The organism is Streptococcus oralis ATCC 49296, assembly GCF_000185265.1.
GTDB lineage: Bacteria > Bacillota > Bacilli > Lactobacillales > Streptococcaceae > Streptococcus > Streptococcus oralis_BC.
Genome location: NZ_GL622183.1, coordinates 193,820 through 217,748, shown reverse-complemented (window position 1 = coordinate 217,748; position 23,929 = coordinate 193,820). Strand labels below are relative to the sequence as shown.

General features: G+C 41.1%; 23 protein-coding genes. 19 read left to right on the top strand and 4 right to left on the bottom strand.

The features are described from left to right. Positions 1 to 120 precede the first annotated feature (120 nt). From HMPREF8578_RS03300 to HMPREF8578_RS03270, 7 genes are all read left to right on the top strand, one after another. On the top strand, positions 121 to 1,539 hold the full coding sequence (locus tag HMPREF8578_RS03300) for an NCS2 family permease (protein WP_000359242.1): 1,419 nt from the start codon (positions 121 to 123) through the stop codon (positions 1,537 to 1,539). A gap of 54 nt (positions 1,540 to 1,593) precedes the next feature. Then, positions 1,594 to 2,301: a CPBP family intramembrane glutamic endopeptidase gene (locus HMPREF8578_RS03295; RefSeq protein ID WP_000653646.1), complete on the top strand. Its 708-nt coding sequence runs from the start codon at positions 1,594 to 1,596 to the stop codon at positions 2,299 to 2,301. A 75-nt stretch (positions 2,302 to 2,376) separates the two neighbouring features. Beyond that, entirely contained in the window at positions 2,377 to 3,351 is a 975-nt protein-coding gene (gene folP / locus HMPREF8578_RS03290; RefSeq protein WP_000240367.1) for a dihydropteroate synthase, read from the top strand. 1 nt (position 3,352) lies between these two features. Then, positions 3,353 to 4,675, top strand: a complete 1,323-nt coding sequence (locus HMPREF8578_RS03285) for a bifunctional folylpolyglutamate synthase/dihydrofolate synthase (RefSeq protein WP_001002855.1) — start codon at positions 3,353 to 3,355, stop codon at positions 4,673 to 4,675. After that, a complete protein-coding gene (gene folE, locus HMPREF8578_RS03280) occupies positions 4,656 to 5,210 on the top strand; it encodes a GTP cyclohydrolase I FolE (RefSeq protein ID WP_000380930.1) in 555 nt (184 codons plus the stop codon). Before HMPREF8578_RS03285 ends, folE begins: the two co-directional genes overlap by 20 nt. 158 nt (positions 5,211 to 5,368) lie before the next feature. Further along, positions 5,369 to 6,190 (top strand): 2-amino-4-hydroxy-6-hydroxymethyldihydropteridine diphosphokinase, encoded by an 822-nt coding sequence (folK, locus tag HMPREF8578_RS03275; RefSeq protein ID WP_000372506.1) that lies wholly within the window; start codon positions 5,369 to 5,371, stop codon positions 6,188 to 6,190. Then, positions 6,183 to 7,466 carry a membrane protein gene (locus tag HMPREF8578_RS03270; RefSeq protein WP_001125362.1) on the top strand — a complete coding sequence of 428 codons (1,284 nt, stop codon included), beginning with the start codon at positions 6,183 to 6,185 and terminating at the stop codon, positions 7,464 to 7,466. The genes folK and HMPREF8578_RS03270 overlap by 8 nt, the downstream gene beginning before the upstream one ends. Before the next feature lie 50 nt (positions 7,467 to 7,516). Here the strand turns inward: HMPREF8578_RS03270 and HMPREF8578_RS03265 are convergent, their stop codons facing one another. After that, entirely contained in the window at positions 7,517 to 7,834 is a 318-nt protein-coding gene (locus tag HMPREF8578_RS03265; protein WP_000886048.1) for a DUF960 domain-containing protein, read from the bottom strand. A 204-nt stretch (positions 7,835 to 8,038) separates the two neighbouring features. Between HMPREF8578_RS03265 and ccpA the strand changes: the two genes are divergently transcribed. Next, on the top strand, positions 8,039 to 9,049 hold the full coding sequence (gene ccpA, locus HMPREF8578_RS03260) for a catabolite control protein A (protein WP_001090635.1): 1,011 nt from the start codon (positions 8,039 to 8,041) through the stop codon (positions 9,047 to 9,049). 53 nt (positions 9,050 to 9,102) lie between these two features. Here ccpA and HMPREF8578_RS03255 read toward each other — a convergent pair whose 3' ends face one another. Further along, on the bottom strand, positions 9,103 to 10,065 hold the full coding sequence (locus tag HMPREF8578_RS03255; RefSeq protein ID WP_001124808.1) for an asparaginase: 963 nt from the start codon (positions 10,063 to 10,065) through the stop codon (positions 9,103 to 9,105). 65 nt (positions 10,066 to 10,130) lie between these two features. Here HMPREF8578_RS03255 and HMPREF8578_RS03250 point away from each other — a divergent pair, with 65 nt between their 5' ends. After that, a complete protein-coding gene (locus tag HMPREF8578_RS03250; protein ID WP_000453121.1) occupies positions 10,131 to 11,522 on the top strand; it encodes a Cof-type HAD-IIB family hydrolase in 1,392 nt (463 codons plus the stop codon). Positions 11,523 to 12,019: 497 nt separating this feature from the next. Beyond that, positions 12,020 to 13,969, top strand: coding sequence for a CAP domain-containing protein (locus HMPREF8578_RS03245; RefSeq protein ID WP_000731508.1), 1,950 nt, complete (start codon positions 12,020 to 12,022; stop codon positions 13,967 to 13,969). A gap of 121 nt (positions 13,970 to 14,090) precedes the next feature. Here HMPREF8578_RS03245 and HMPREF8578_RS03240 read toward each other — a convergent pair whose 3' ends face one another. Beyond that, on the bottom strand, positions 14,091 to 14,543 hold the full coding sequence (locus HMPREF8578_RS03240) for a universal stress protein (protein WP_000079162.1): 453 nt from the start codon (positions 14,541 to 14,543) through the stop codon (positions 14,091 to 14,093). Positions 14,544 to 14,709: 166 nt separating this feature from the next. On the opposite strand from HMPREF8578_RS03240, the gene HMPREF8578_RS03235 reads away from it, so the two are divergent. From HMPREF8578_RS03235 to rpmH, 3 genes are all read left to right on the top strand, one after another. Continuing rightward, complete coding sequence (locus tag HMPREF8578_RS03235; RefSeq protein ID WP_000651409.1) at positions 14,710 to 15,009, top strand: hypothetical protein; 300 nt, start codon at positions 14,710 to 14,712, stop codon at positions 15,007 to 15,009. A gap of 144 nt (positions 15,010 to 15,153) precedes the next feature. After that, positions 15,154 to 16,368, top strand: a complete 1,215-nt coding sequence (locus tag HMPREF8578_RS03230) for a pyridoxal phosphate-dependent aminotransferase (RefSeq protein WP_000666454.1) — start codon at positions 15,154 to 15,156, stop codon at positions 16,366 to 16,368. 144 nt (positions 16,369 to 16,512) lie between these two features. Next, positions 16,513 to 16,647: a 50S ribosomal protein L34 gene (gene rpmH / locus HMPREF8578_RS03225; RefSeq protein ID WP_000831905.1), complete on the top strand. Its 135-nt coding sequence runs from the start codon at positions 16,513 to 16,515 to the stop codon at positions 16,645 to 16,647. A 181-nt stretch (positions 16,648 to 16,828) separates the two neighbouring features. Here rpmH and HMPREF8578_RS03220 read toward each other — a convergent pair whose 3' ends face one another. After that, the gene (locus HMPREF8578_RS03220; protein WP_000488837.1) at positions 16,829 to 18,673 is read right to left on the bottom strand and encodes an APC family permease; all 1,845 of its coding nucleotides are present in this window, start codon (positions 18,671 to 18,673) and stop codon (positions 16,829 to 16,831) included. Positions 18,674 to 18,824: 151 nt separating this feature from the next. Between HMPREF8578_RS03220 and HMPREF8578_RS03215 the strand changes: the two genes are divergently transcribed. The 6 genes from HMPREF8578_RS03215 (at position 18,825) to HMPREF8578_RS03190 (ending at position 23,927) form a co-directional block, all read left to right on the top strand. Beyond that, positions 18,825 to 19,598 (top strand): TatD family hydrolase, encoded by a 774-nt coding sequence (locus tag HMPREF8578_RS03215; protein WP_000575630.1) that lies wholly within the window; start codon positions 18,825 to 18,827, stop codon positions 19,596 to 19,598. Further along, the gene (rnmV, locus tag HMPREF8578_RS03210; RefSeq protein ID WP_000659984.1) at positions 19,598 to 20,161 is read left to right on the top strand and encodes a ribonuclease M5; all 564 of its coding nucleotides are present in this window, start codon (positions 19,598 to 19,600) and stop codon (positions 20,159 to 20,161) included. Before HMPREF8578_RS03215 ends, rnmV begins: the two co-directional genes overlap by 1 nt. Before the next feature lie 11 nt (positions 20,162 to 20,172). Next, positions 20,173 to 21,027 carry an SDR family NAD(P)-dependent oxidoreductase gene (locus HMPREF8578_RS03205; RefSeq protein ID WP_000755758.1) on the top strand — a complete coding sequence of 285 codons (855 nt, stop codon included), beginning with the start codon at positions 20,173 to 20,175 and terminating at the stop codon, positions 21,025 to 21,027. A 234-nt stretch (positions 21,028 to 21,261) separates the two neighbouring features. Next, the gene (locus HMPREF8578_RS03200) at positions 21,262 to 22,653 is read left to right on the top strand and encodes an SseB family protein (protein ID WP_000510793.1); all 1,392 of its coding nucleotides are present in this window, start codon (positions 21,262 to 21,264) and stop codon (positions 22,651 to 22,653) included. 7 nt (positions 22,654 to 22,660) lie between these two features. Then, entirely contained in the window at positions 22,661 to 22,957 is a 297-nt protein-coding gene (locus tag HMPREF8578_RS03195; RefSeq protein ID WP_000692385.1) for a hypothetical protein, read from the top strand. A gap of 157 nt (positions 22,958 to 23,114) precedes the next feature. Beyond that, positions 23,115 to 23,927 (top strand): hypothetical protein, encoded by an 813-nt coding sequence (locus tag HMPREF8578_RS03190; RefSeq protein WP_025168798.1) that lies wholly within the window; start codon positions 23,115 to 23,117, stop codon positions 23,925 to 23,927. Positions 23,928 to 23,929: the final 2 nt, after the last annotated feature.

The window sequence follows — 23,929 nt, the reverse complement described above, 5'->3', positions numbered from 1 at the left end:
GATAAGAACAAAAACTCAGTTGCTTTGATTTGTTAAATAAATCAAACAAACATATTGAAAAGGTGAATGATAAATGATATAATACTAATATTGTTCGTAAAAAACAAAAGGAGATTAAAAATGGACAAACTATTTAAACTAAAAGAGCACGGGACAGATGTCCGTACAGAGGTGCTTGCTGGTTTAACAACATTCTTTGCAATGAGTTATATTCTCTTTGTAAACCCTCAAATGCTTTCCCAAACGGGTATGCCTGTTCAAGGTGTGTTCTTGGCAACGATTATCGGTTCTGTAGTCGGTACTTTGATGATGGCTTTCTATGCTAATTTGCCGTACGCACAAGCACCAGGTATGGGACTAAATGCCTTCTTTACATTTACAGTTGTGTTTGGGATGGGCTATACTTGGAAAGAAGCTCTTGGTATGGTCTTCATTTGTGGAATTATTTCACTGATTATCACCTTGACAAATGTTCGTAAAATGATCATCGAATCTATTCCCACAACACTTCGTTCAGCTATTTCCGCTGGTATTGGTGTTTTCCTTGCCTATGTTGGGATTAAGAATGCTGGTCTCTTGAAATTCTCAATCGACCCAGGTACTTATACGGTAGCAGGTGAAGGAGCAGACAAGGCTCAAGCTGCACTTACTGCAAACTCAGCAGCTGTTCCAGGATTGGTAGACTTCAATACTCCAGCAGTATTGGTGGCTCTTGCTGGTTTGGCTATTACCATCTTCTTTGTTGTTAAAGGCATCAAAGGTGGAATCATTCTTTCTATTTTAACAACGACTGTCCTTGCCATTGCTGTTGGTGTTGTCAAATTATCAGGGATTGACTTCGCTAGCAATAATCTTTCAGCAGCGGTTAATGATTTAGGAACTTTGTTTGGTGCTGCTCTTGGTTCAGAAGGTTTAGGATCTTTGATTTCAAACACTTCGCGTTTACCAGAAACTTTGATGGCTATTCTTGCCTTCTCACTAACAGATATTTTTGATACAATCGGTACTCTTATCGGTACTGGTGAAAAAGTTGGTATCGTTGCGACAAGTGGGGAAAACCATGAGTCAGTTAAATTGGACAAGGCTCTTTACTCTGACTTGGTGGCAACTTCAGTAGGTGCCATTGCAGGTACTTCAAACGTTACGACCTATGTTGAGTCTGCGGCGGGTATCGGTGCTGGTGGACGTACTGGTTTGACAGCTTTAGTAGTTGCGATCTGTTTTGCTCTATCTAGCTTCTTTAGCCCACTTCTAGCGATTGTTCCGACAGCTGCAACAGCACCAATTTTGATTATCGTCGGTATCATGATGCTTTCTAACTTGAAAAATATCCCTTGGGATGATATGGCTGAAGCGGTTCCTGCCTTCTTCACATCTATCTTTATGGGATTCAGCTACTCTATCACACAAGGGATTGCTGTTGGTTTCTTGACATACACCTTGACAAAAGTTGTCAAAGGTCAAGCCAAGGATGTGCACGTAATGATTTGGATTTTGGATGCCTTGTTTATCCTTAACTATATCAGTATGGCGCTATAAATGGTATAATAGGAAAAGGGGAGTCTCCCCTTTTTAATTATAAGGAGGTACATCATGAAAGATAAGACGATTTGGCAAGAGGTTTTAAACAGAGGGAAATGGGTGCTCATCCTTTTGGTAGCTTTTGTTCTATCTCAATTTCCCATAGGACTTGCTTTGTTTTTAGCAAACAAACAGTTTCCAATTTTACAGTCAGGACTCTTAGTTAGTGCCCTATCCATAGTCGTTTTGATTGTATTCATTATTGGTGCACGAAAAACACAACTTGCTACTTTTAATCTATCCTTTTTTAAGGCAAAAGACTTGGCTCGCTTGGTACTGAGTTATCTGGTGATTTTTGCGACAAATCTCTTGGGTTCACTCCTGCTTCGACTAACAAATGAGGCAACAACCAGTAACCAATCAATACTGAATGGTTTGGTTCAGAATAGTTCCTTGATTTCAACTTTCTTCCTACTAGTCTTGATTGCGCCGATTTGTGAAGAAATTTTGTGTCGTGGAATTATTCCTAAAAAGATTTTCCGTGGAAAAGAAAAATTAGGTTTTATTGTTGGTGCAATCGTCTTTGCCTTGCTCCATATGCCAACCAATCTACCTTCTGTGATTATTTATGGAGGAATGTCAACGGTTTTGACTTGGACAGCCTATAAGACTGAGCGTTTGGAGATGTCCATTTTGCTTCATATGATTCTCAATGGTATTGCATTTTGTTTGTTGGCCTTATTGGTGTTGATTAGTAGAAATCTAGGTCTATCATTCTAAACCATTAGCCCGCTTGGAAAAGATGAACACTAGCGTGTTCATCTTTTTCTTTTTATGGTAAAATAGAAAGATAATATGGTGAAAAACCTTGAGGGAGTGACCGATATGTCCAATAAAGTCAACCACGAAAAAACAGCTATTTGCGGAATTATCAACGTAACCCCAGATTCTTTTTCGGATGGTGGGCAGTTTTTTGCTCTTGAGCAGGCGCTCCAGCAGGCTCGTAAATTGTTAGCAGAAGGAGCGAGCATGCTAGATATCGGTGGAGAATCGACTCGGCCGGGCAGTAGCTATGTTGAAATAGAAGAGGAAATCCAGCGTGTTGTTCCAGTGATTAAAGCTATCCGTGAGGAAAGTGATGTTCTCATTTCCATTGATACTTGGAAAAGTCAGGTGGCAGAGGCTGCTTTGGCTGCTGGTGCCAATCTGGTCAATGATATCACTGGTCTCATGGGAGATGAGAAAATGGCGGATGTGGTTGCGAAGGCTGGAGCAAATGTGGTTATCATGTTTAATCCAGTCATGGCTCGACCTCAGCACCCTAGTTCGCTCATTTTTCCGCATTTTGGCTTTGGACAAGCTTTTACAGAGGAAGAGTTAGCTGACTTTGAAAAAATGCCAATCGAAGACTTGATGAAGGCTTTCTTTGAACGTGCTCTAGCGAGAGCGAACCAAGCTGGAATTGCAAGAGAAAATATTCTGCTGGATCCAGGGATTGGCTTTGGTCTGACCAAGAAGGAAAATCTACTCCTTCTACGGGATCTAGATAAACTACACCAGCAAGGCTATCCGATCTTTCTTGGAGTTTCGCGTAAGCGGTTTGTCATTAATATCCTAGAAGAAAATGGCTTTGAAGTTAATCCTGGGACCGAACTTGGTTTCCGCAATCGAGACACAGCTTCTGCTCATGTAACCAGTATCGCTGTGAGACAGGGTGTGGAAGTGGTGCGCGTGCATGATGTTGCCAGTCACAGGATGGCGGTTGAAATTGCGTCAGCCATTCGTTTGGCAGATGATGCAGAAAATCTAGATTTAAAACAATATAAGTAAGATGAACGAAATTCAAAACAATCAGTGGATTGCCCACTACCGGACGGACCAACCACATTTTGGCTTGGAACGCATGGTAGAACTCCTAGCTCTGCGAGGCAATCCCCATCTCAAACTCAAGGTTATCCATATTGGAGGGACCAACGGCAAGGGGTCTACCATTGCTTTTTTGAAAAAGATGCTGGAAAACCTAGGGCTGAGAGTTGGGGTGTTCAACTCGCCCTATCTCATTCATTATACGGATCAGATTAGCATTAATGGGGAATCCATTCCCGAGGCTAGGCTAGAAGCCCTCATGGCAGACTATCAGTCTTTGCTTGAGGGGGAATCTGCTACCAATTTGCAGGGGACAACCGAATTTGAGATTATCACAGCTCTAGCTTATGATTACTTTGCCTCAGAGCAAGTAGATGTGGCTATCATGGAAGTCGGCATGGGTGGTCTTTTGGATAGTACTAATGTTTGCCAGCCAATTTTAACAGGAATTACGACCATTGGACTGGATCATGTAGCCCTACTTGGTGACACCTTGGAAGCTATAGCAGAGCAGAAGGCTGGTATTATCAAACAAGGTATTCCCTTGGTGACAGGTCATATTGTTCCTGAAGCCTTGACTGTGATAGACTCTATTGCAGAAGCTAAAAATGCGCCTAGACTTGCCTATGGAAAAGATTATCAGGTTCGTCATCAAGAAAGCGTGGTAGCTGGTGAAATCTTTGATTATACTAGTTCTGTCAGACAAGGTCGCTTTCAAACAGGTCTGCTTGGTTTGCACCAGATAGAAAATGCGGGGATGGCGCTTGCTCTCCTAGACACTTATTGCCAGGAGACTGGACGGGAGTTGGCAAGTAATGACTTGGTTGCTCAAGCTTTGAAAGAGACCAGATGGCCAGGGCGTTTGGAGGTCGTGTCTAGCGACCCCTTGATGATTTTGGATGGGGCCCACAATCCCCATGCTATCAAGGCTTTATTAGCAACCTTGCAAGAACGCTTTGCGGATTATCATAAGGAAATCCTCTTTACTTGTATCAAGACCAAGGCCTTGGAGGATATGCTGGATTTGCTAGAGACGGTGCCAGATAGTCAACTGACTCTGACTTATTTTGAAGATAGTCGGGCGACGGATGAAAGCGTGCTGAAAGAGACAGCCAAGTCTAGAAATCTCAATTACCAAATTTGGCAGGATTTTCTAGAGCAGAAATTGACAGATAAAAATGAAGAGAAACAAACAGTTAGGATTGTCACAGGTTCCTTGTATTTCTTGAGCCAAGTGAGAGCCTATCTGATGGAGAGGAAGAACGAGAATGGATACACAAAAGATTGAAACGGCTGTAAAAATGATTATTGAGGCTGTTGGTGAGGACGCTAACCGCGAGGGCTTGCAGGAAACACCTGCTCGTGTAGCTCGTATGTACCAAGAGATTTTTTCAGGTCTTGGCCAAACTGCTGAGGAACACCTGTCAAAATCCTTTGAGATTATCGACGATAATATGGTTGTAGAAAAGGATATCTTTTTCCACACTATGTGTGAGCACCACTTTTTGCCCTTTTATGGGAGAGCGCACATTGCCTACATTCCAGATGGTCGGGTGGCAGGCTTGTCCAAGCTTGCCCGTACGGTTGAAATTTATTCTAAAAAACCACAGATTCAAGAACGGTTAAATATTGAAGTGGCCGATGCCTTGATGGACTATCTGGGGGCTAAAGGAGCCTTTGTTGTCATTGAGGCCGAGCATATGTGTATGAGCATGCGTGGTGTCAGAAAACCAGGTACTGCGACTTTGACGACAGTAGCGCGAGGTGTATTTGAAACAGATAAAGACCTCCGAGACCAGGCTTATCGTTTAATGGGACTATAATACTCTTCGAAAATCAAATTCAAACCACGTCAGCTTCCATCTGCAACCTCAAAACGGTGTTTTGAGCAGCCTGCGGCTAGCTTCCTAGTTTGCACTTTGATTTTCATTGAGTATAAAAAGAATCCGCTTCATGCGGATTTTTCTAGAAAGGACTAGTTATGGATCAACTGCAGATTAAAGATTTGGAAATTTTTGCCTATCATGGTCTTTTTCCAAGTGAGAAAGAATTGGGGCAGAAGTTTGTTATTTCCGCAAGCTTATCTTATGATATGACCCAGGCGGCAACAGAATTGGATTTGACAGCTTCTGTCCATTACGGAGAATTGTGTCAGCAGTGGACGACTTGGTTTCAGGAAAGCACTGAGGATTTGATTGAAACGGTAGCCTACAAACTAGTTGAACGTACCTTTGAGACTTATCCTCTTGTCCAAGAGATTGAGTTGAAACTAAAAAAACCATGGGCTCCAGTGCATTTACCATTGGATACCTGCTCGGTGACCATTCGCCGTCGCAAACAACGGGCCTTTATCGCTCTGGGAAGCAATATGGGGGATAAGCAAGCAAACTTGGAACAAGCTATTGACAAACTGCGAGCTCGAGGTATCCATATTCTCAAAGAGTCCAGTGTCTTGGCGACAGAGCCTTGGGGTGGTGTGGAACAAGATAGCTTTGCCAATCAGGTGATTGAAGTAGAAACCTGGCTACCAGCACCAGTCTTGTTAGAAACATTATTAGCCATTGAGTCAGAAATGGGACGGGTGAGAGAAGTGCGTTGGGGGCCTCGCTTGATTGATTTGGACTTGCTCTTTGTGGAGGACCAAGTCATCTATACAGACGAACTCATCTTGCCTCATCCTTATATAGCAGAACGCCTCTTTGTTCTTGAGCCGTTAGTGGAAATAGCTCCCCATTTTATCCATCCGATCCTAAAGCAACCAATTCGATACTTGGTTGACCAGTTGGAGCAAGGAAATGCCTAAACTTTCCGAGACCTATAGCAAGTGGAAGAGTATCGGGGAGGGACTACTTGCTATTGTTTTAGGGCTTCTCTTGATTCGATTTGGACAAGTTATTCCGCGAATGGGGTACCAGTTGCTGATGGGCTACTTTTCCTTGTCAGCAGTTTGGCACTTGTTGACTCGCTGGTTTCAGGATAAAAAACGTCGGGAAAATATCTTTGTAACCCTGGGCAAGCTGGTGGTTGCGGCTCTGGTGTTTGACTCTATCATCTTGCAAGACCTTGCCCTCTATCTCCTGGTTTTTATCATTGCGAGCTACCAGCTGTTTACGGGCATCATTAGTCTTGTGACTTGGTCTCTCTATCGAAAAAATGCTATTCATCCTCGGCTCCATCATCTCTTCGATGCTGTATGGATGATAGGATTCGGGCTTTATAGCATCTCTCCTTTTCACGATGCAGCGAATTTTGAATTGCTCTTGCTTGGATTTTACTTGCTCATGCTAGGAGCCAGTAGCCTCCGGGACGGTTTCTTTTTTGAAAAGATAGAAAACAATCCCAAGCTGAAACGACGAATGCGAATGACCTTGCCGATCTTTGTGACAGCTCTTATTCCTATTAGTACCTTGCGAAAACTAAATGAGTGGCTGGCAAATCATGAAAGTCAAGAAGGGGAAGTTCATTCAGAAAGAAAAAATGACCAGACGGTTGATCTGGAAATTTTTATCCATACCTCAGAAACATCTTTCTTCCTCGCCATGGGACATGTGGATATTTGTTATCAAGGGAAGGTTATTTCCTATGGTTCCTATGATCCCCACTCGGAGCGTTTATTCGGCATGGTTGGAGATGGTGTTTTGTTTAAGGCCAATCGGGAAAAATACATCGAACTCTGCAAGAGGGAGAGTCAGAAGACCTTGTTTGCTTACGGTCTGAGTTTGACGGAGCAACAGAAAGCAGCTATCCAAGCGCGTTTAGCGGAGATAGAAGACCTGTTAATTCCTTGGGAACCAAGCTCGCAGTTGATGAAAAGAAGAGAGGGAGAGGTAAAGCATACCTACTCCTACCAACTAAAAGAGGAAGCAGATGCGACCCTCTATAAATTCAGCTCATCCGAGTTTAAGACCTACTTTGTTCTCAGTACCAATTGTGTTTTGCTGGCAGACTCTATCGTGGGAAAAGCTGGAACTGATATATTGAGTCCCCAAGGTTTCATTGTGCCAGGGACTTATCAGGATTACCTTGATTTAGAGTATACAAAACCCAATGGTCTAGTAGTTAGTCGATCCATTTATTAGAAAAAGAAAACTCTAGTTCCTCAGCAGTTTGCGCCGAGAAGCTAGAGTTTTTAAAATAGGTCATTTTCTTCTGGAAGGAGGATGGTTTCTCTGCCGTCCAGGTCTAAAACAAGGACCCTAGAAGGATAAAGCGGATCAAAAGGATGATTGAAATCAAAATCAATACTAGTCGGAAGGTGCTGGCTAGAAAAATGGAAGGTGATGGTCCCCTTATTGTTGAGCAGTTGAAACTCAAGTTCTTCTTCTAATTCAAAGACATTTTTCAGGAAATGATCGATAATATACCATAAAGAGTCAATGACATCATCAGGCAAGCTGGTCACGACACCAAAACTAGCGGAACGTCTCTGTGTATTTGTAAAAGCCATGTTTTCCTCCCCCTTTTATTTTCCTTATCATACAGCAAAATGTCTTAAAAATCAAGAAATCGTAATCGCTTTTTCAAAATGGGAATAAACTGTGAAATTTTTTCAAAGTTTCTCTAAAAAACACTTGAAAGTGTTTACAATAAGTGATAAAATGGAGTAAGTAGATGCGTGAAAGCGAAATTTTCATTATAGAAAGGAAACGGAATGAACACAGATGATACAGTAACGATTTATGACGTCGCCCGTGAAGCAGGAGTTTCAATGGCAACAGTTAGCCGTGTCGTTAATGGCAACAAGAATGTTAAAGAGAACACTCGAAAAAAAGTCCTAGAAGTGATTGATCGCTTGGACTATCGTCCAAATGCGGTAGCACGTGGTTTGGCTAGCAAGAAAACAACGACAGTCGGAGTTGTGATTCCTAACATTACCAATGGTTATTTCTCAACACTTGCTAAGGGGATTGACGACATTGCTGAAATGTACAAGTATAACATTGTCCTTGCAAATAGTGATGAGGATGATGAAAAGGAAGTTTCAGTGGTTAACACTCTCTTTTCAAAACAAGTCGATGGGATTATCTTTATGGGCTATCACTTGACTGAAAAGATTCGTTCAGAGTTTTCTCGTTCACGGACACCGGTTGTTCTTGCTGGTACTGTGGATGTAGAACACCAACTTCCAAGTGTCAATATCGACTACAAACAAGCAACGATTGATGCCGTGAGCTATCTTCTCAAAGAAAATGAGAAAATTGCTTTTGTGAGTGGACCACTTGTCGATGATATCAATGGCAAGGTTCGTTTGATCGGTTACAAGGAAGCCTTGAAAAAAGCAGGACATTCTTATAGCGAGGGATTGGTCTTTGAATCAAAATACAGCTATGACGATGGTTATGCCTTGGCAGAACGCTTGATTTCATCACAAGCTACAGCCGCAGTTGTAACAGGTGATGAATTGGCGGCAGGTGTGTTGAATGGTTTGGCTGACCATGGCGTATCTGTGCCAGAAGAGTTTGAAATCATCACGACAGATGACTCTCAGATTGCACGATTCACTCGTCCAAACTTGACGACTATTGCCCAACCTCTTTATGACTTAGGTGCTATCAGCATGCGTATGTTGACGAAGATTATGCATAAGGAAGAGTTGGAAGAACGTGAAGTTCTCTTGCCTCATGGTTTGACAGAACGTCGCTCTACACGAAAACGTAAATAGAAAAAATCAGGGAATCGTGAAGATTTCCTGATTTTGTGTTCTAGAGAAGAGGATTAGCCTTCCATATAGTCTTTCAAAGCTTGTCCTTTTAGTCCAGCATTAAGGGCAATTAATAATTTGAGGCGCGCTTTTTGAGCGTTGAGTTCTTTGACAAAGAAAACACCAGCTCGTTGCAACTGCACTCCTCCACCTGGGTAGGCGTAGACAGGTTCAGCAATGCCATTAAAGCATCGTGAGACCAAGGCGACTGGAATTCCTTTTTGGAGGAGATTTTCCAACTTTTGAGCTGTTTCTTTGGGAATATTGCCTGCTCCGAAGGCCTGAATAACTAAGCCATCCAGCTGTTCCAAGTCTAACATATCGATCAGCTCGTCTGTCATACCGGCATAGGCTGAGATGATGGGAACCAGACCTTGAATATGCTCAAGATCAAACCGGACACGAGGTTCAGCCGTTTTGAAGTAGAGGATTTCTTGCTTCATGATGAGGCCAAGTGGTCCATGTGTTGGGGTTTGAAAGGTGCTGACATTGGTCGTATGAGTTTTGGTAACATACTTGGCTGCGTGGATCTCGTCGTTCATGACGACCAGCACACCCTTGTCGGCTGCTTTGTCATCACTGGCAACTCGCAGCGCGCTCAGATAGTTATATACACCGTCGCTACCAAGTTCGTTTGAACTACGCATGGCCCCTGTTAGAACGATGGGGATGGGCGGAATTTTCATGGTATCAAGGAAGTAGGCTGTTTCTTCTAAGGTATCTGTACCATGTGTGATGACAACTCCATCATAGTTATCAGCTTCCTCTTTAATCTTATGATAGAGTGCAAGCATATGCTTGGGTTTGATATGAGGGCTTGGCAGATTAAAAAAGTCTAGGGCATGAACCTCAATCCCTTCAAGCGGATTGGAAACATGGTTCATGGGATTTTCCTGGCTAGTTACAACGGCACCAGTGGCGTCTGCTTGCATGGAAATAGTCCCACCTGTATGTAAAACAAGGATTTTCTTAGGCATGATTTAGTCACTCTTTCTGAAATGTGGTATAATCATTGTAACACAAAAGGGGAGAATGGGACAGGATGGAAGTCAAGGCTGTTTTTTTTGATATCGATGGAACGCTAGTCAACGATCGCAAGAGTGTTTTGAAATCCACTAAGGACGCGATTAAGATTGTCAAAGAGCAAGGAGTGCTTGTTGGAGTAGCGACAGGACGAGGGCCGTTTTTTGTCAAGGAATTGATGGAAGACTTGGACCTAGACTTTGCGGTGACCTACAATGGCCAATACATTTTTAATAAAGAAAAGGTGCTCTTTGCAAGTCCGATTGCTAAGTCAAGCCTGCGTCAACTGATTGCTTACGCTAAAAAGGAGCGTAAAGAAATCGCTCTTGGAACCGAGCATGCCGTTGTTGGTTCGAAAATTATGTCATTTGGTCTCGGCTCCTTTTCCCAACTGGTTAGTCGTTTTATTCCGACTGTTCTGACAAGAACCGTTAGCCGTTCCTTTAATCGAATGGTCAGCAAGGCAGTTCCTCAAAAGGAAGACGACTTGCTTAACTTGATTAATCAACCCATTTATCAAGTTTTGATGCTGATGACGCCAGAAGAATCTGAGAAGGCAGCAAGTGATTTTGAAGATTTGAAATTAACTCGAAGCAATCCTTTTGCAGCAGATATCATCAACCAAGGAAATTCCAAACTAGAAGGCATTCGCCGAGTCGGGAAAGAATATGGTTTTGATCTCAACCAAGTCATGGCCTTTGGTGATTCAGACAACGATCTGGAAATGTTGGCGGGGGTTGGTATGTCGGTTGCTATGGGAAATGGCAGTAGCAGTGTCAAAGAAGTTGCTAAGCATATTACGGCAAGTAATCAACAAGATGGTATCCACAAGGCGCTCGAGCATTTTGGTGTTTTGGCTTCAGAAAAAGTGTTTGTCAGTCGAGACTACCACTTTAATAAGGTCAAAACCTTCCACCACATGATGGATGAACGAACTCAAGAAGAGCCACAGGCATGGGATGCTGAAGGTGCAACCCACCGCGCAGACTTTAAAATTGAAGAATTAGTAGAGTTTGTTCGCGCAGCAAGTTCTTCGGAGGAAGAATTCCAAGACTCCCTTGCAAGCATGCATGAGGCACTTGATAAGGCGGCAGAGAAAGTGGCGAAAAAGACACCTGCTAAGCAAAATTTGGTCGGTCAAGTGGATGCTTTGATTGACACACTGTATTTTACATACGGTAGTTTTGTTTTGATGGGAGTAGATCCAGAACGTATTTTTGATATTGTTCATGAAGCAAATATGGGAAAGGTCTTCCCTGATGGAAAAGCTCATTTTGACCCAGTTACACACAAGATTTTAAAACCAGATGACTGGGAAGAAAAATATGCTCCAGAACCTGCCATCCGACAGGAACTACAACGTCAGTTTAAAGCTTATGAGCGACATAAAGAAAGAAAAAATAAAAAATAAGAGAAATTTCTTTTCCCTGGATGAAAAATTCGGGGATTTTTTGAGCTGAAAAACCGAACAATTTTATATATATCACTAATTATTATTAGCATATTTATACTAGAAAAAGAAAAGAAAAAAATGAAAAGATAGTGAAAATAAAATAACAGGAAATTACATTTCTTACAAAGAATAGTTAAAAAGCTAGATATATTACTAATATATCTAGCTTTTCTTTTAAAAAAACATCAAAAAAAGACAAGTCAAATTATTTGATATTTGAAAGTTGATGTGTTAGAATAAATTCAGAAAGCGAATAAATATAAAATCCTCATACTACTACAATATGCTCTTTTTTAAGACAGAGAGTCAACTTGTTTATTTCAGGCCTGTTAACAAGTTGATGTGAGGAGTTCACTCTAGCTTTGAGGTTTAGTTATAAAATTGTGCACAATTGCTTTCCAAATTTTTATTATTTTAATTTTCAAGTTTAGAAATTAAAGAATTAAGAGGTTGAAATGAAGAAAAAATATACCTATTTGACAGCTTCTGTTTTAACAGCTGTAACAATGCTTCCAACTTTTGCACCAAGTGAAGCTCACGCTGCTTATAATTGGAATGGGAATAATAGCTACTATACAAGAACTAGCCGTCGTTCAAGCAATCGTACTTCTAACCGTACTACTGCAAATCGTAGCCGTACATCAAACTATACTGTAAGAAGTTACGGCTACAATAGTTATTACCCAAGCTATAACTATGGCTACAATAGCTACTACCCAAGCTATAACTATGGATATGGTAGCTATTACCCAAGTTACAACTATGGATATGGTAGCTATTACCCAAGTTACAACTACGGTTACAATAATTGGAATAACTACTATGGCTATGACAACAGTAGCAACTACTATGGTTATAACTACTGGAATAATTACAACAACCTTGCTAGCGATGAAAACTATATTTACTGGAATGGCAATCACTACTACCGTATGAACGACGGTAGCTACCGTATTTATCGCAACGGTCAGTGGAAACCTTTGACAAACAACAGTAATAATAACTCATCTACTAACAACTTGGAAAACGATCCGCACTATCGTTACGAAAATGGTTACCATTACTATGTATTGGATAATGGTGATTATTACTACTACCAAAATGGTAAGTGGGTATTGGTGAAAGATTCTGCTGATACAACACCAGCACAACCAAGTCAACCTGAAGTTCCTGCTCCAACGCCAGCAGAACCAGAGACTCCAACACCAGCTCCTAGTGATAAACCTGAAGAGCCAACAACACCAGCTGAGCCACAACCAGCACAACCAGCAACTCCAAGTGTTGACCTACCAGAAAACCCACCAATTAATGGTGCTGATAGTGAATTTGATCCATTCAAACCATCTACAGAAACGCCAGCGGAACCAAAACCAGCAACACCAGCAACTCCAGCTATCCCAACAACACCAGGTTTGGTAACAACTGATGAACCAAGTGAAAATCAAATCCCTGATTATGTTGAAAAACCAGCTGAAGGATTGGAACACTTGGCTTGGGCACCAAATGGACAAACTCCAAAATTGGTTTACCCACCAGGTAAACCAGGTGATGCAGTCCTCAAAAATGATAAAAACTACTACTTCGACGGTAGTGCACATTACTACTATGTACCATCTAACTCAGAGCGTACAGGTTACTCAGCATACTGGAAGTGGCTTGGAGGAAAATGGAAACTTCAAGGGATGACTGATCCAAACGATCCAGCTCGTGATCCAAAACTTCACGAAAATACTGCTGATGACGAGTACATGTACAGTGACAAGAACTCAAGCGTGAAACTTTACTCAACTAACTTGGTAACGACTGCTAAAGCAGGTCAAGCATTGCCATTCAAGAATGTTGAAGAGTTCAAGAACTACGTTATCGAAAAGATGAATCCTAAGTTCCTTGATAACGCAGGATGGGATGCCAAAGTTGAATGGGAAATCGAAGATCCAGAAATCTTTGAAAAAACCAAAGAAAACCCATATGCTAAGGATTATGTCTTGATTGCAAATCTTAAGAGTGGTGTTGAGGATAAGAAATACAGTGATGTAGAATTTGGTTATGTTAAGTTTGTTTACCGTGTTGAAGCAACAAACGATACAAACTATGACTATGTTTCAAAAGCTAAAGAAGCTTTCGCTAAAATCAATGAAGAGCGTAAAGCTCAAGGCTTGAAAGAGTTGACATGGTCAGAAGACATTTATCAAAATCAAGCACTTCCAAAAGTAAATGAAATCTCACGTCAATACGATAGCTCAGGCTTTGTTGGACGTCGTGATGAAGATGCAGCTGTTGTCGTTAAGAAATGGGCAAACAGTGGTTTGAGAGACTTGCTTCTCGATCCAAATGTCACTGAAGGAGCTGTAGCAGCAGTAGTTGATGGAAACGGTGTATACTACTGGGCATACAGTTACAAATAATTCAATCTTTTGAGATTGACTACTTTCTAAATAAGATAGAGGCTTTAAACAATTGTTTAAAGCCTTTTTGTGACCCAATCAGGACAAACAAAAAGGAGCTCAAGGCTCCCTTTTTAAATGATTACAATGTTTTTTCACTTTCTCTCACGACCAGTAAATCGACTTTTGCATGGCGGAGAATGTACTCAGATGAAGAACCAACCAAGAGGCGTTCAAAGGCATTGAGCCCTGTTGCACCAACGAGAATCAGGTCGACATTTTCTGCGTCTGGAATAGTACGGGCAAGGAGGGTTTTTGGATTTCCCATTTCGATGACGATGTGAATATCGGTCACACCAGCATCTCTTGCGCGCTTTTCGTACTCCTTCATCAGACTTTCAGCATCGACTTGGAGTTCTTCGTAAACTTCAGCATCAAAGGTAGACACGCTTTGAAGAGCGCGTGTGTCGATAACATGGGCAATGGTGAGCTTGGATTCGTTGCGTAGAGCAGTGTAAACACCTTTGACGAAAGCCAAGTCCGCTTCTTTAGAACCATCAATTGCGACCATAACATTTTGGTAACGTTGTGCCATAATGAAACCTCCTGAAATTTTCTTAATGTTATTGTAATCCTTTTCACTAAAGAAGTAAAGTAAAAATCATATTTCAATAAATATTATTGGAGATTCAATTTGGTGGAGATATGTTAAAATAAAAGAAAACGAGCTAGTAGGAAAGACAGCGAGGGGATGAGAAAGTATGAAAGATTTTGTTCAAGCTTCTAAAAAAATAAGTTTTCTTTATCATGGAATTATCCTTGCGTCACTTGTAGCTGAAGTAGTGATGCTTTGGCAGCTGGAAAGAGTCATGCCCGTTCTCTATCCAGGTTTTGTTGGATTTCTTCTCTTTCACCTAGTCTACCACACCATTTTATTTGTGATTGCAAAGAGAAGTGGTCGCTTGGACTATTTGGTCACGTGGGGGCTCTTTCTCATGTTTAATCTTTTGTATGACTCTTTTATAGCGCTGATCTTTCTAGGTTTGTCTTTTGGTATGTGAGAAAATACTTCTGTATTCTAGTTGTTTAGACGGTGAAAACCTAGTCGTTGTGAGTTTTTTTCTTTGCTTGCTCATTTCAGGAAACTTGTCGCAATCCCTTTCTAGTGGTATAATGTTACTATCTCGATGAATTGAGGAAACAAGATGAAAGAATATAATAAGTCTAGTAAGTTAGAGCACGTTGCCTATGATATCCGTGGTCCTGTTTTGGAAGAAGCCATGCGGATGCGAGCAAACGGAGAAAAGATTTTACGTCTGAATACAGGGAATCCAGCAGAATTTGGCTTTACAGCGCCAGATGAGGTCATTCATGACTTGATTATGAATGCGCGTGATAGTGAGGGATATTCTGACTCCAAAGGGATTTTCTCAGCCCGCAAGGCCATCATGCAGTATTGCCAACTGAAGAAATTTCCCAATGTAGACATTGATGATATCTACCTTGGAAATGGTGTCAGTGAGCTGATTGTTATGTCCATGCAAGGGCTTTTGGATAACGGCGATGAGGTCTTGGTGCCTATGCCAGACTATCCTCTCTGGACAGCCGCGGTCAGCCTAGCTGGGGGAAATGCCGTTCACTATATCTGTGATGAAGCTGCAGAGTGGTACCCTGATATTGACGATATCAAGTCAAAAATTACTTCCAACACTAAGGCAATCGTTCTTATCAATCCGAACAACCCAACTGGAGCCCTTTATCCTAAGGAACTCTTGTTGGAGATTATTGAGATTGCTCGTCAAAACGATTTGATCATCTTTGCGGATGAGATTTATGATCGCATGGTGATGGATGGGCATGTGCATACGCCTGTGGCTAGCTTGGCACCAGATGTTTTCTGTGTCAGCATGAATGGTCTGTCAAAATCTCACCGTATCGCTGGTTTCCGTGTAGGATGGATGGTCTTGTCTGGTCCTAAGCACCATGTCAAGGGCTATATCGAAGGTCTCAATATGCTGTCCAATATGCGTCTTTGCTCTAACGTTTTGGCCCAGCAAGTCGTACAAACTTCACTAGGTGGGCACCAGTCAGTGGATGAATTGCTCCTTCCTGGTGGACGGATTTACGAGCAAAGAAACTTCATTTACAATGCTATCCAAGATATCCCAGGTTTGTCTGCGGTTAAGCCGAAGGCGGGTCTTTATATCTTCCCTAAAATTGACCGCAATATGTACCGCATCGATGATGATGAACAGTTCGTTCTTGATTTCTTGAAGCAGGAAAAGGTTCTCTTGGTTCATGGTCGTGGTTTTAACTGGAAGGAACCAGACCATTTCCGTATTGTTTACCTTCCTCGTGTGGACGAATTGGCGCAAATCCAAGAAAAGATGACACGTTTCTTGAGTCAGTATCGTAGATAAGGCTTTCATAGGGAAAAGCAGGAAACATTTCCTTAGAGCTATTGACAAATAGGTAAGAATCAGATAGAATAGTAAAGTATGTTTAGTAACTGATCACTTTATAGCCGGCTAAACGAATACAAAATCTATGAGGAGGTATTCATCGTGAAACGTACTTATCAACCAAGTAAACTTCGTCGTGCGCGCAAACACGGATTCCGTAACCGTATGTCAACTAAAAACGGTCGTCGCGTATTGGCAGCTCGTCGTCGTAAAGGACGCAAAGTTTTGGCTGCATAATCCAAACGAATTCAACAAAGAAGTCAGTAGGAACTCGAGTCTACTGGCTTTTCTTTTTATCCTACATAGTGAACTGTCTACGAAATCGGTCATTTTAGATGAAACTCATAGAGGGCTCTTTTAAAAGGTCATATACAAAAAACTCAAAACCAGATATAAGTTACTGATTTTGAGTTTTTGTTTATTCTTTTAAGTGATAAGAGTAGCTAGCGATAACGACGTCTTCATGCCATCTGAGAGCGTATTTAAGTTTGAGGCTCATTTGATTGTGCAGGATATTTTGCCAAGGCTTGTTAGGAATAAACTGTGGTACGAGAACTGTAACGGTGTAGTTTTTTTGCTTAGCTTCTTGGGCGATTCGTTTGACATACTTAACGCTAGGGGTGATGATGTCGCGGTAGCTAGTATTGATATTCTTCAGAGTGATATTTGGGAAGTAATCGGCAAATTCCTGAAGAATTTCTTGGTCTTTTTCTGCCGTTTCTTTAGTAGAAATGTGCATGGCCAACACTTCGTCACCGATACTTTGAGCGTAGTTAATGGCTCCAACACTTACTCGAGTAACATTTCCTACTAGGACAAGGACAAGATTGCCGTCATAGGTACGTTTTTCAATTCCTTCGTAGAGTCGTAGCTGTTTTGCCACTTTTTGGTAATGACTGTGAATGGACAAAAAGAGGAAAGTAAGAACTAGGATAATTGGGAAGAATGGCCAGATATCACCCAGTCTGAAGAAAAGTAGAATGAGAACGATAGCATAACAAATGATGGCCCCAAGGATATTAGCAAAGGCAGGTTTTAAGAAGTTTGCTCCTTTTTCCTTTTTCCAATGACGAATCATCCCAGTCTGAGAAAGGGCAAAAGGAACGAAGACCCCGATAGTATAAAGAGGAATCAAGCGTTCAGTATTCCCATTAAAAATGAGAAGAAGGATCATAGCTCCAAAAGCCAGAGTTAAGATACCGTTGGAGTAGCCAAGGCGATCCCCCTTTTCCATAAAGAGATGGGGCATGTACTTGTTTTTAGCCATATTGTAGGCCAACATAGGGAAGGCTGAAAAGCCAGTATTTGCAGCTACAGCTAGAATCAAGGCTGTTGAGAACTGGAAGAGATAGTAGCTAGCATGGCCAAAGAATGAATCACCAAGAATGCCCTTGGCCATTTGCGAGAGGATGGTTTCTCCATTTTGAGGAGTGATGCCCATCCAGTAGTTTAGGAAGGTAATGCCTGCAAAAAGAAAACCTAAAATCAAGGACATGATGGTCAAGGTCTGAGCAGCATTCTTTTCTTTCGGAGTTTTGAAAAATGGTACCGCATTTGAAATAGCCTCAACCCCTGTCAGAGAGGCAGAGCCACTGGTAAAGGCTCTCAATAGGAGAACGATGGAAAGGCTCGGAACGGTTTGCCCAATGGTTGAAGTCGCCTGATAGTTTAGGGAACCTGTAAATAGTTGAAAGAATCCATAAAGCAAGAGAAAGACGGTACTGAAGATAAAGAGGTAGACGGGAATCATCAGAGAGCTGGCAGATTCCTTCAATCCTCTTAAATTCAAGAGCATGAGCAGGCAGACTAGGAAAATAGAGATATGAAGATTGTAGGGATGGAGGGCAGGGATGGCTGCTGTAATAGCATCAGCTCCAGACGCAACGGATACGGCTACTGTCAGCATATAGTCAACAAGGAGGCTGCCCCCTGCAATCAAGCCTAGTTCAGGGGAGAGATTTTCCCGAGTGACCATATAAGCTCCTCCACCTTGAGGATAGGCGTGAATAATTTGACGATAGGAAATGGTCAAACTAGCGAGGAGTAAGAGGACAAAAATACCGATAGGGAGGCTCCACCAAATAGCGAGAGGAGAGAGACTGACTAAAACGAGAATGACTTGTTCAGGTCCGTAGGCAATAGAAGACAGGGCATCACTGGATAACATTGCAAGTGCCTGCATTTTTCCAAGTAATCCCCCTTCACTATCTGTGAGAGACTTGAGTGGTCGACCGATAAAGGTATATTTTAATTTTCTAAACATTTTCTTTTCCTTTGCTGAAAATTTCAATAAGTGTTATTATACTGCTTTGAAAAAATGCAGTCAAGGGAGAATGATCGGTATTAGAATATTTTTACAAGCCGAGGGATGCTATTTTTGGTATAATAGATGGAAGAAAATGAGGTTAGAAGAGATGATTTTTGATACGCACACACATTTAAATGTAGAAGAATTTGCAGGACGTGAGGCCGAAGAAATCGCCTTGGCTGCTGAGATGGGTGTGACACAGATGAATATTGTTGGTTTTGATACACCGACCATTGAGCGAGCCCTAGAATTGACAGGTGAGTATGAGCAACTCTACGCAACTATTGGCTGGCATCCGACGGAAGCAGGGACTTACACAGACGAGGTTGAAGCTTACTTGCTTGAAAAACTAAAACATCCCAAGGTTGTTGCCTTGGGGGAGATTGGTCTGGACTACCATTGGATGACAGCACCTAAGGAAGTGCAGGAGCAGGTTTTTCGTCGTCAGATTCAGTTGTCTAAGGATTTGAATTTGCCCTTTGTAGTCCATACCCGTGATGCGCTAGAAGATACTTATGAGATTATCAAGAGCAAGGGCGTTGGTCCTCGTGGTGGCATCATGCATTCATTTTCAGGCTCTTTGGAGTGGGCTGAGAAGTTTGTCGAGCTTGGCATGACTATTTCTTTCTCAGGAGTGGTGACCTTTAAAAAAGCGACGGATATCCAAGAAGCTGCTAGAGAGCTTCCTTTGGATAAAATTTTGGTAGAAACGGATGCACCCTATTTAGCTCCAGTACCAAAGCGTGGCCGTGAAAACAAAACAGCCTATACACGATACGTGGTAGATTTTATCGCCGACTTGCGTGGGATGACGACTGAGGAGTTAGCCGCAGTAACGACTGCAAATGCAGAGCGTATCTTTGGATTGGACAGCAAGTGATGAAAGAAAAAATTTCCCAAGTCATCGTGGTTGAAGGTCGCGATGATACGGCTAATCTTAAACGTTACTTTGACGTGGAAACCTATGAGACACGAGGTTCTGCAATAAATGACCAGGATATAGAGCGGATTCGTCGCCTGCATGATTTGCATGGAGTTATTGTTTTTACCGATCCAGATTTTAATGGGGAGCGGATTCGTCGCATGATTATGACGGCCATTCCAACAGTTCAGCATGCCTTCCTCAAGCGAGATGAGGCTGTTCCCAAATCCAAGTCCAAGGGACGTTCTCTGGGAATCGAACACGCCAGCTATGAAGACCTAAAAACAGCGCTGGCTCAGGTGACAGAGCAATTTGAAAACGAGAACGAGTTTGACATCAGTCGTGGTGACTTGATTCGCCTAGGTTTCCTAGCGGGAGCAGACAGTCGTAGGCGCCGAGAGTATCTAGGCGAACAGCTTCGCATTGGCTATTCCAACGGCAAGCAACTCCTCAAGCGGTTGGAGTTGTTTGGAGTAACCTTGGCAGAAGTGGAAGAAGTGATGGCTAAGTATTCAGTCTAACGGAGTAAGGAATGAAAAAAGTAATTATTACGGGTGGCAATAGTGGTATTGGCTATCAGGCTGCAAAACAATTAGCTGAAAAGGGCTGGTCAGTGACTCTATTTTGCCGACGGAAAGAAGCAGCTGAGCAAGCCTGTGAAAAAATCCGTCAACAAACAGGAAATCCGCATGTAGATTATATTTTGGCTGATTTATCTGATTTGGAGAGTATCAAGAAAGCAGTGGAACAGTATATTCAAAAAGAAGAGACTCTAGATGTTTTAATGAACAATGCGGCTGATTTTGACTTATCGGTCAAAAAGCCGATTCTTAGCAAAGACGGATTGGAAAAACAATTTGCGACCAACGTGGTTGCTCCCTTTTTACTTTCTACCTTGTTGAAGGGCTTGTTGGAAAAATCTGAGAGTGGTCGGATTATTAATATTTCTTCCCAAGGATTGATGCTTTATCCCTTCATGAAGCTTGATTTTGAAAATTTAGCTGGTCAAAAACATTATAGTCCTGCTAAGACCTATTATCAGAATAAACTAGCCTTGTTGATGCTGTCGCTTTATATGCGAAAACATTGGAAAGGTATCAAGGTTCAGGCAATCCGTGTGACCAATGTCAAAGTTGATATGCGCCGCTATGATCACCTCAGCACTGTTATGAAAAATTTGTATAAAATCAAGTCAAGTTTTTCGATTAGTCCTGAAGAAATGGCCAAAGTCTACACAGCCTTATCTACAGAAGATGGATATGACGGTTTTTTGTATGACGAGAAATGCAGGGAAGTAAAAGCAAATAGATCTGCTTACGAAGAAGAGGAGCAAGCAAAACTCTATTCCTTACTTGAACAACTGACATTTTCAAGAGACAATCTATAAAGAATTAGAAAAATAAATTTTATGCTTACTTCAATAGTGGAAAGAAATTTAGATATCGAAATCTGTTTGGAGAGTCCTGAAAAGTGATAACAATAACCAGATAGCCCAAAAATACAAAGGGAATGTGTTACAATAGAGGTAATAGCATATGCTTCAATTATGCTCAATACCATGCCTGATAAAAAAAGATAATTGATAAAATCTGCATTTGGGTGAATTTAATGAGGAAAAGCAATGGGAATTTTTGATTTTTTTAAAAAGACAGAAGTACAGAAGACAACAGAAGAAACCAAAGGAGATGCTTGTCTAGGAGTTTTGGGTTTCTTTCCAATGAAAGAAAAGAGGGAATTACTGATTGCTGCGACTTTGGAAGGGAGTTTGACAGTTGGTGATCGTCTTCAGTTTTGCAATCCCGATCAAGGTATGGATACTCTTGAAACTGTAGTTGTAAAAAAACTTACTTGCCAAAATAAAGATGTGGAATCTCTTAGAGATGAGGAGTTAGTTTATCTAGAGATCGATATGCTTCCCTCTCTAGCTAAGTTAAAAAAGGGAAGTGTGCTCTATAGTCCTGGTGTAGCTGAAAAAAAGCGTTTATCTAGCTATGCTTATGCTCTCTATCGAACTTTTGTGACTATTCAAGAAGGTAAAGTAAGCGATGAGGACTATCAGAATCTTAGTCTTGATGATAGTATCGAAATTTTACAGGCTTTTTTATGGGATTGCCGTCAAAAACCAAAAAGTGAAGAGAGTAATCAAGAAAATACTCGTAAGTCAGAGCGTCTAGCAGAAATTGTCAAGGACAAGTTGCTAGAAGCAGATTCGATTTATGCAGTTTATTCAGAAAATACTGGGGAACCTTATCTTTTCTCAACTACATATGATAGAGGTGACGAAGGCTATCTATGCACTGACCCAATGATTATGCTATTTACCCCTCGTTGGTATCATCAGTATAAGGAAACAATTGAAAACCAATTAAAAGTGGTAAAACGGATTGAAAATACGGAAGATAAAAAAGGAATTGAGAATTTTCTTGGGACAGCTTTTTACTTGAATGGTGCTTTAGGAGCATTCTTTAATACCAAAGAAGTTAGTATAAGTTCTTCTATTTTAGTTCAAAAACCAGATTTTTCAGGCTTGCCAGAGATACAAGTTCCTGTTATGAACCCTGATATTGTGAGATGGATGCTTTTGATGGGACAGATGGATAGACCGACTACAGAAGAGGAAGAATTAATTTATAAACTCTATTATAAGTTCTTTTCAATGGCAATGCCAAAAGCTAAATTCCTTCTTCCTATAAATGCATCATCAGGATTTCCTGAACCTAGTCAGGAAAGTAATGCTCATGTTTTAGAAGAATCTGCTACATTTAATCTTCCGACTAGAGAAGGAAAAAATGGACGAAATTCGGTTTCAGTGTTTACGGATTGGAAACGTTTGCGAATGGTTTTCGATGAAAATTGGAGCGCTATGATTGAAAACGCTGGAGGCATGATTGAAATCTTTGACTATGCCATTAACCAGACTGAGTATTATAAAGCGGGTGTTTATGTCAGTGACAAAGCGTTCAAAGAAATGCAACAGTTCAGTGAGGAACTAGAAGGAAGAGCTAAAGGTTGATCAAGGGATGAAAATAATCGTTGATAGAGAGTCTATCTGTATGGGTGATGATGTTCTGCCTCACAAGGTAGAACTTGAAGTTCCTGAGGACATAACAGTAGAGGAATTTTGTGATTTTCTTCAAAAGGACAGATATTTGCCTAGATTGGATACAGAGTGGCTTCTCCGACATGGTGGGCAGACAATAACAAGCTATCATACAGAAACAAAAGAACTGACGAATCCCAATATCTATTTAAAAGACCTGATTCATCAGACTTCTAGAGGAAACGAATTTGTTTGGATATATCGCCTTTCCTATTAGAAAAGAGAATAAATGATTTTCTTAAAAGATAATGAATGAAAATTAAAACAATATGCATTGATTTTTTGATAACAAGAGGCGATTTAAACAGATGGCCCTGTTTGGAGTGACTTTGACGGAAGGCAAAGCCTTCATAAAAATGGTGAAAGGAAACGATATGGCAAATAGAAGCTATATTTATTTAAAAAACGGGAAAGACGTACGTATTTTAATGGAGGGAGTTTACACCATTCCTTATTTTTGGCAATTATTTTGGGATGAAAAAGATGTGCGAATGCCTAATATTCTATGGAAAAAATTTAATATCTTACTTCCTATTGAAAAATTCCAGAAAAAGGCCACCCAAAACCGCTCCTTTTTAGAAAAGAACGCTCCTCAGACCTTGCAACTATATGATGATTTTGTTCGCTATATTCTTGCAAATGTCAAAGCAGGTGACATGCTAGGATTTGATATTTTAGAAGTTGCTGATATGGATGGATTGACTATAGCTTCGCGTAAGCTTATAAAAAATATCCGAGCCATTCAGGAAAATCAACCCCAAGAATTGGATTTTTCTTTAACAGAAAAGAACGTAATTTGGTCTGCTATGGGATTTCCTGATTATTATGCCTCAAAATTATTGCCAGAAGATAATATTCTAGACTCGGTTGCATACCAAGATGAATTGAAGAAAATGCAAGGCCCAAAAGATAAGCAAGAACAAGATCAAGAAGATAAGCAAGAACAAGATCAAGAAGAAAAACAGGCACAAGGTCAAGAAGAGAATCAAAAACAAGAGCAATATCAAGAAGACGAGCAATCGCAAGGCCAAGAAAACAAGCAAGCACCACGTAAAGAAGATGAGCAAGTGCTCGATGAGACCGGTGCCGAATCTAAAGATGATGAGTACCATATTCCTTTGAGATTTTGGTTTCTCTTGGTGTTGATAATTGTTTGGGTTTATAGATTGTTTTTAGCTAACAAATAGAA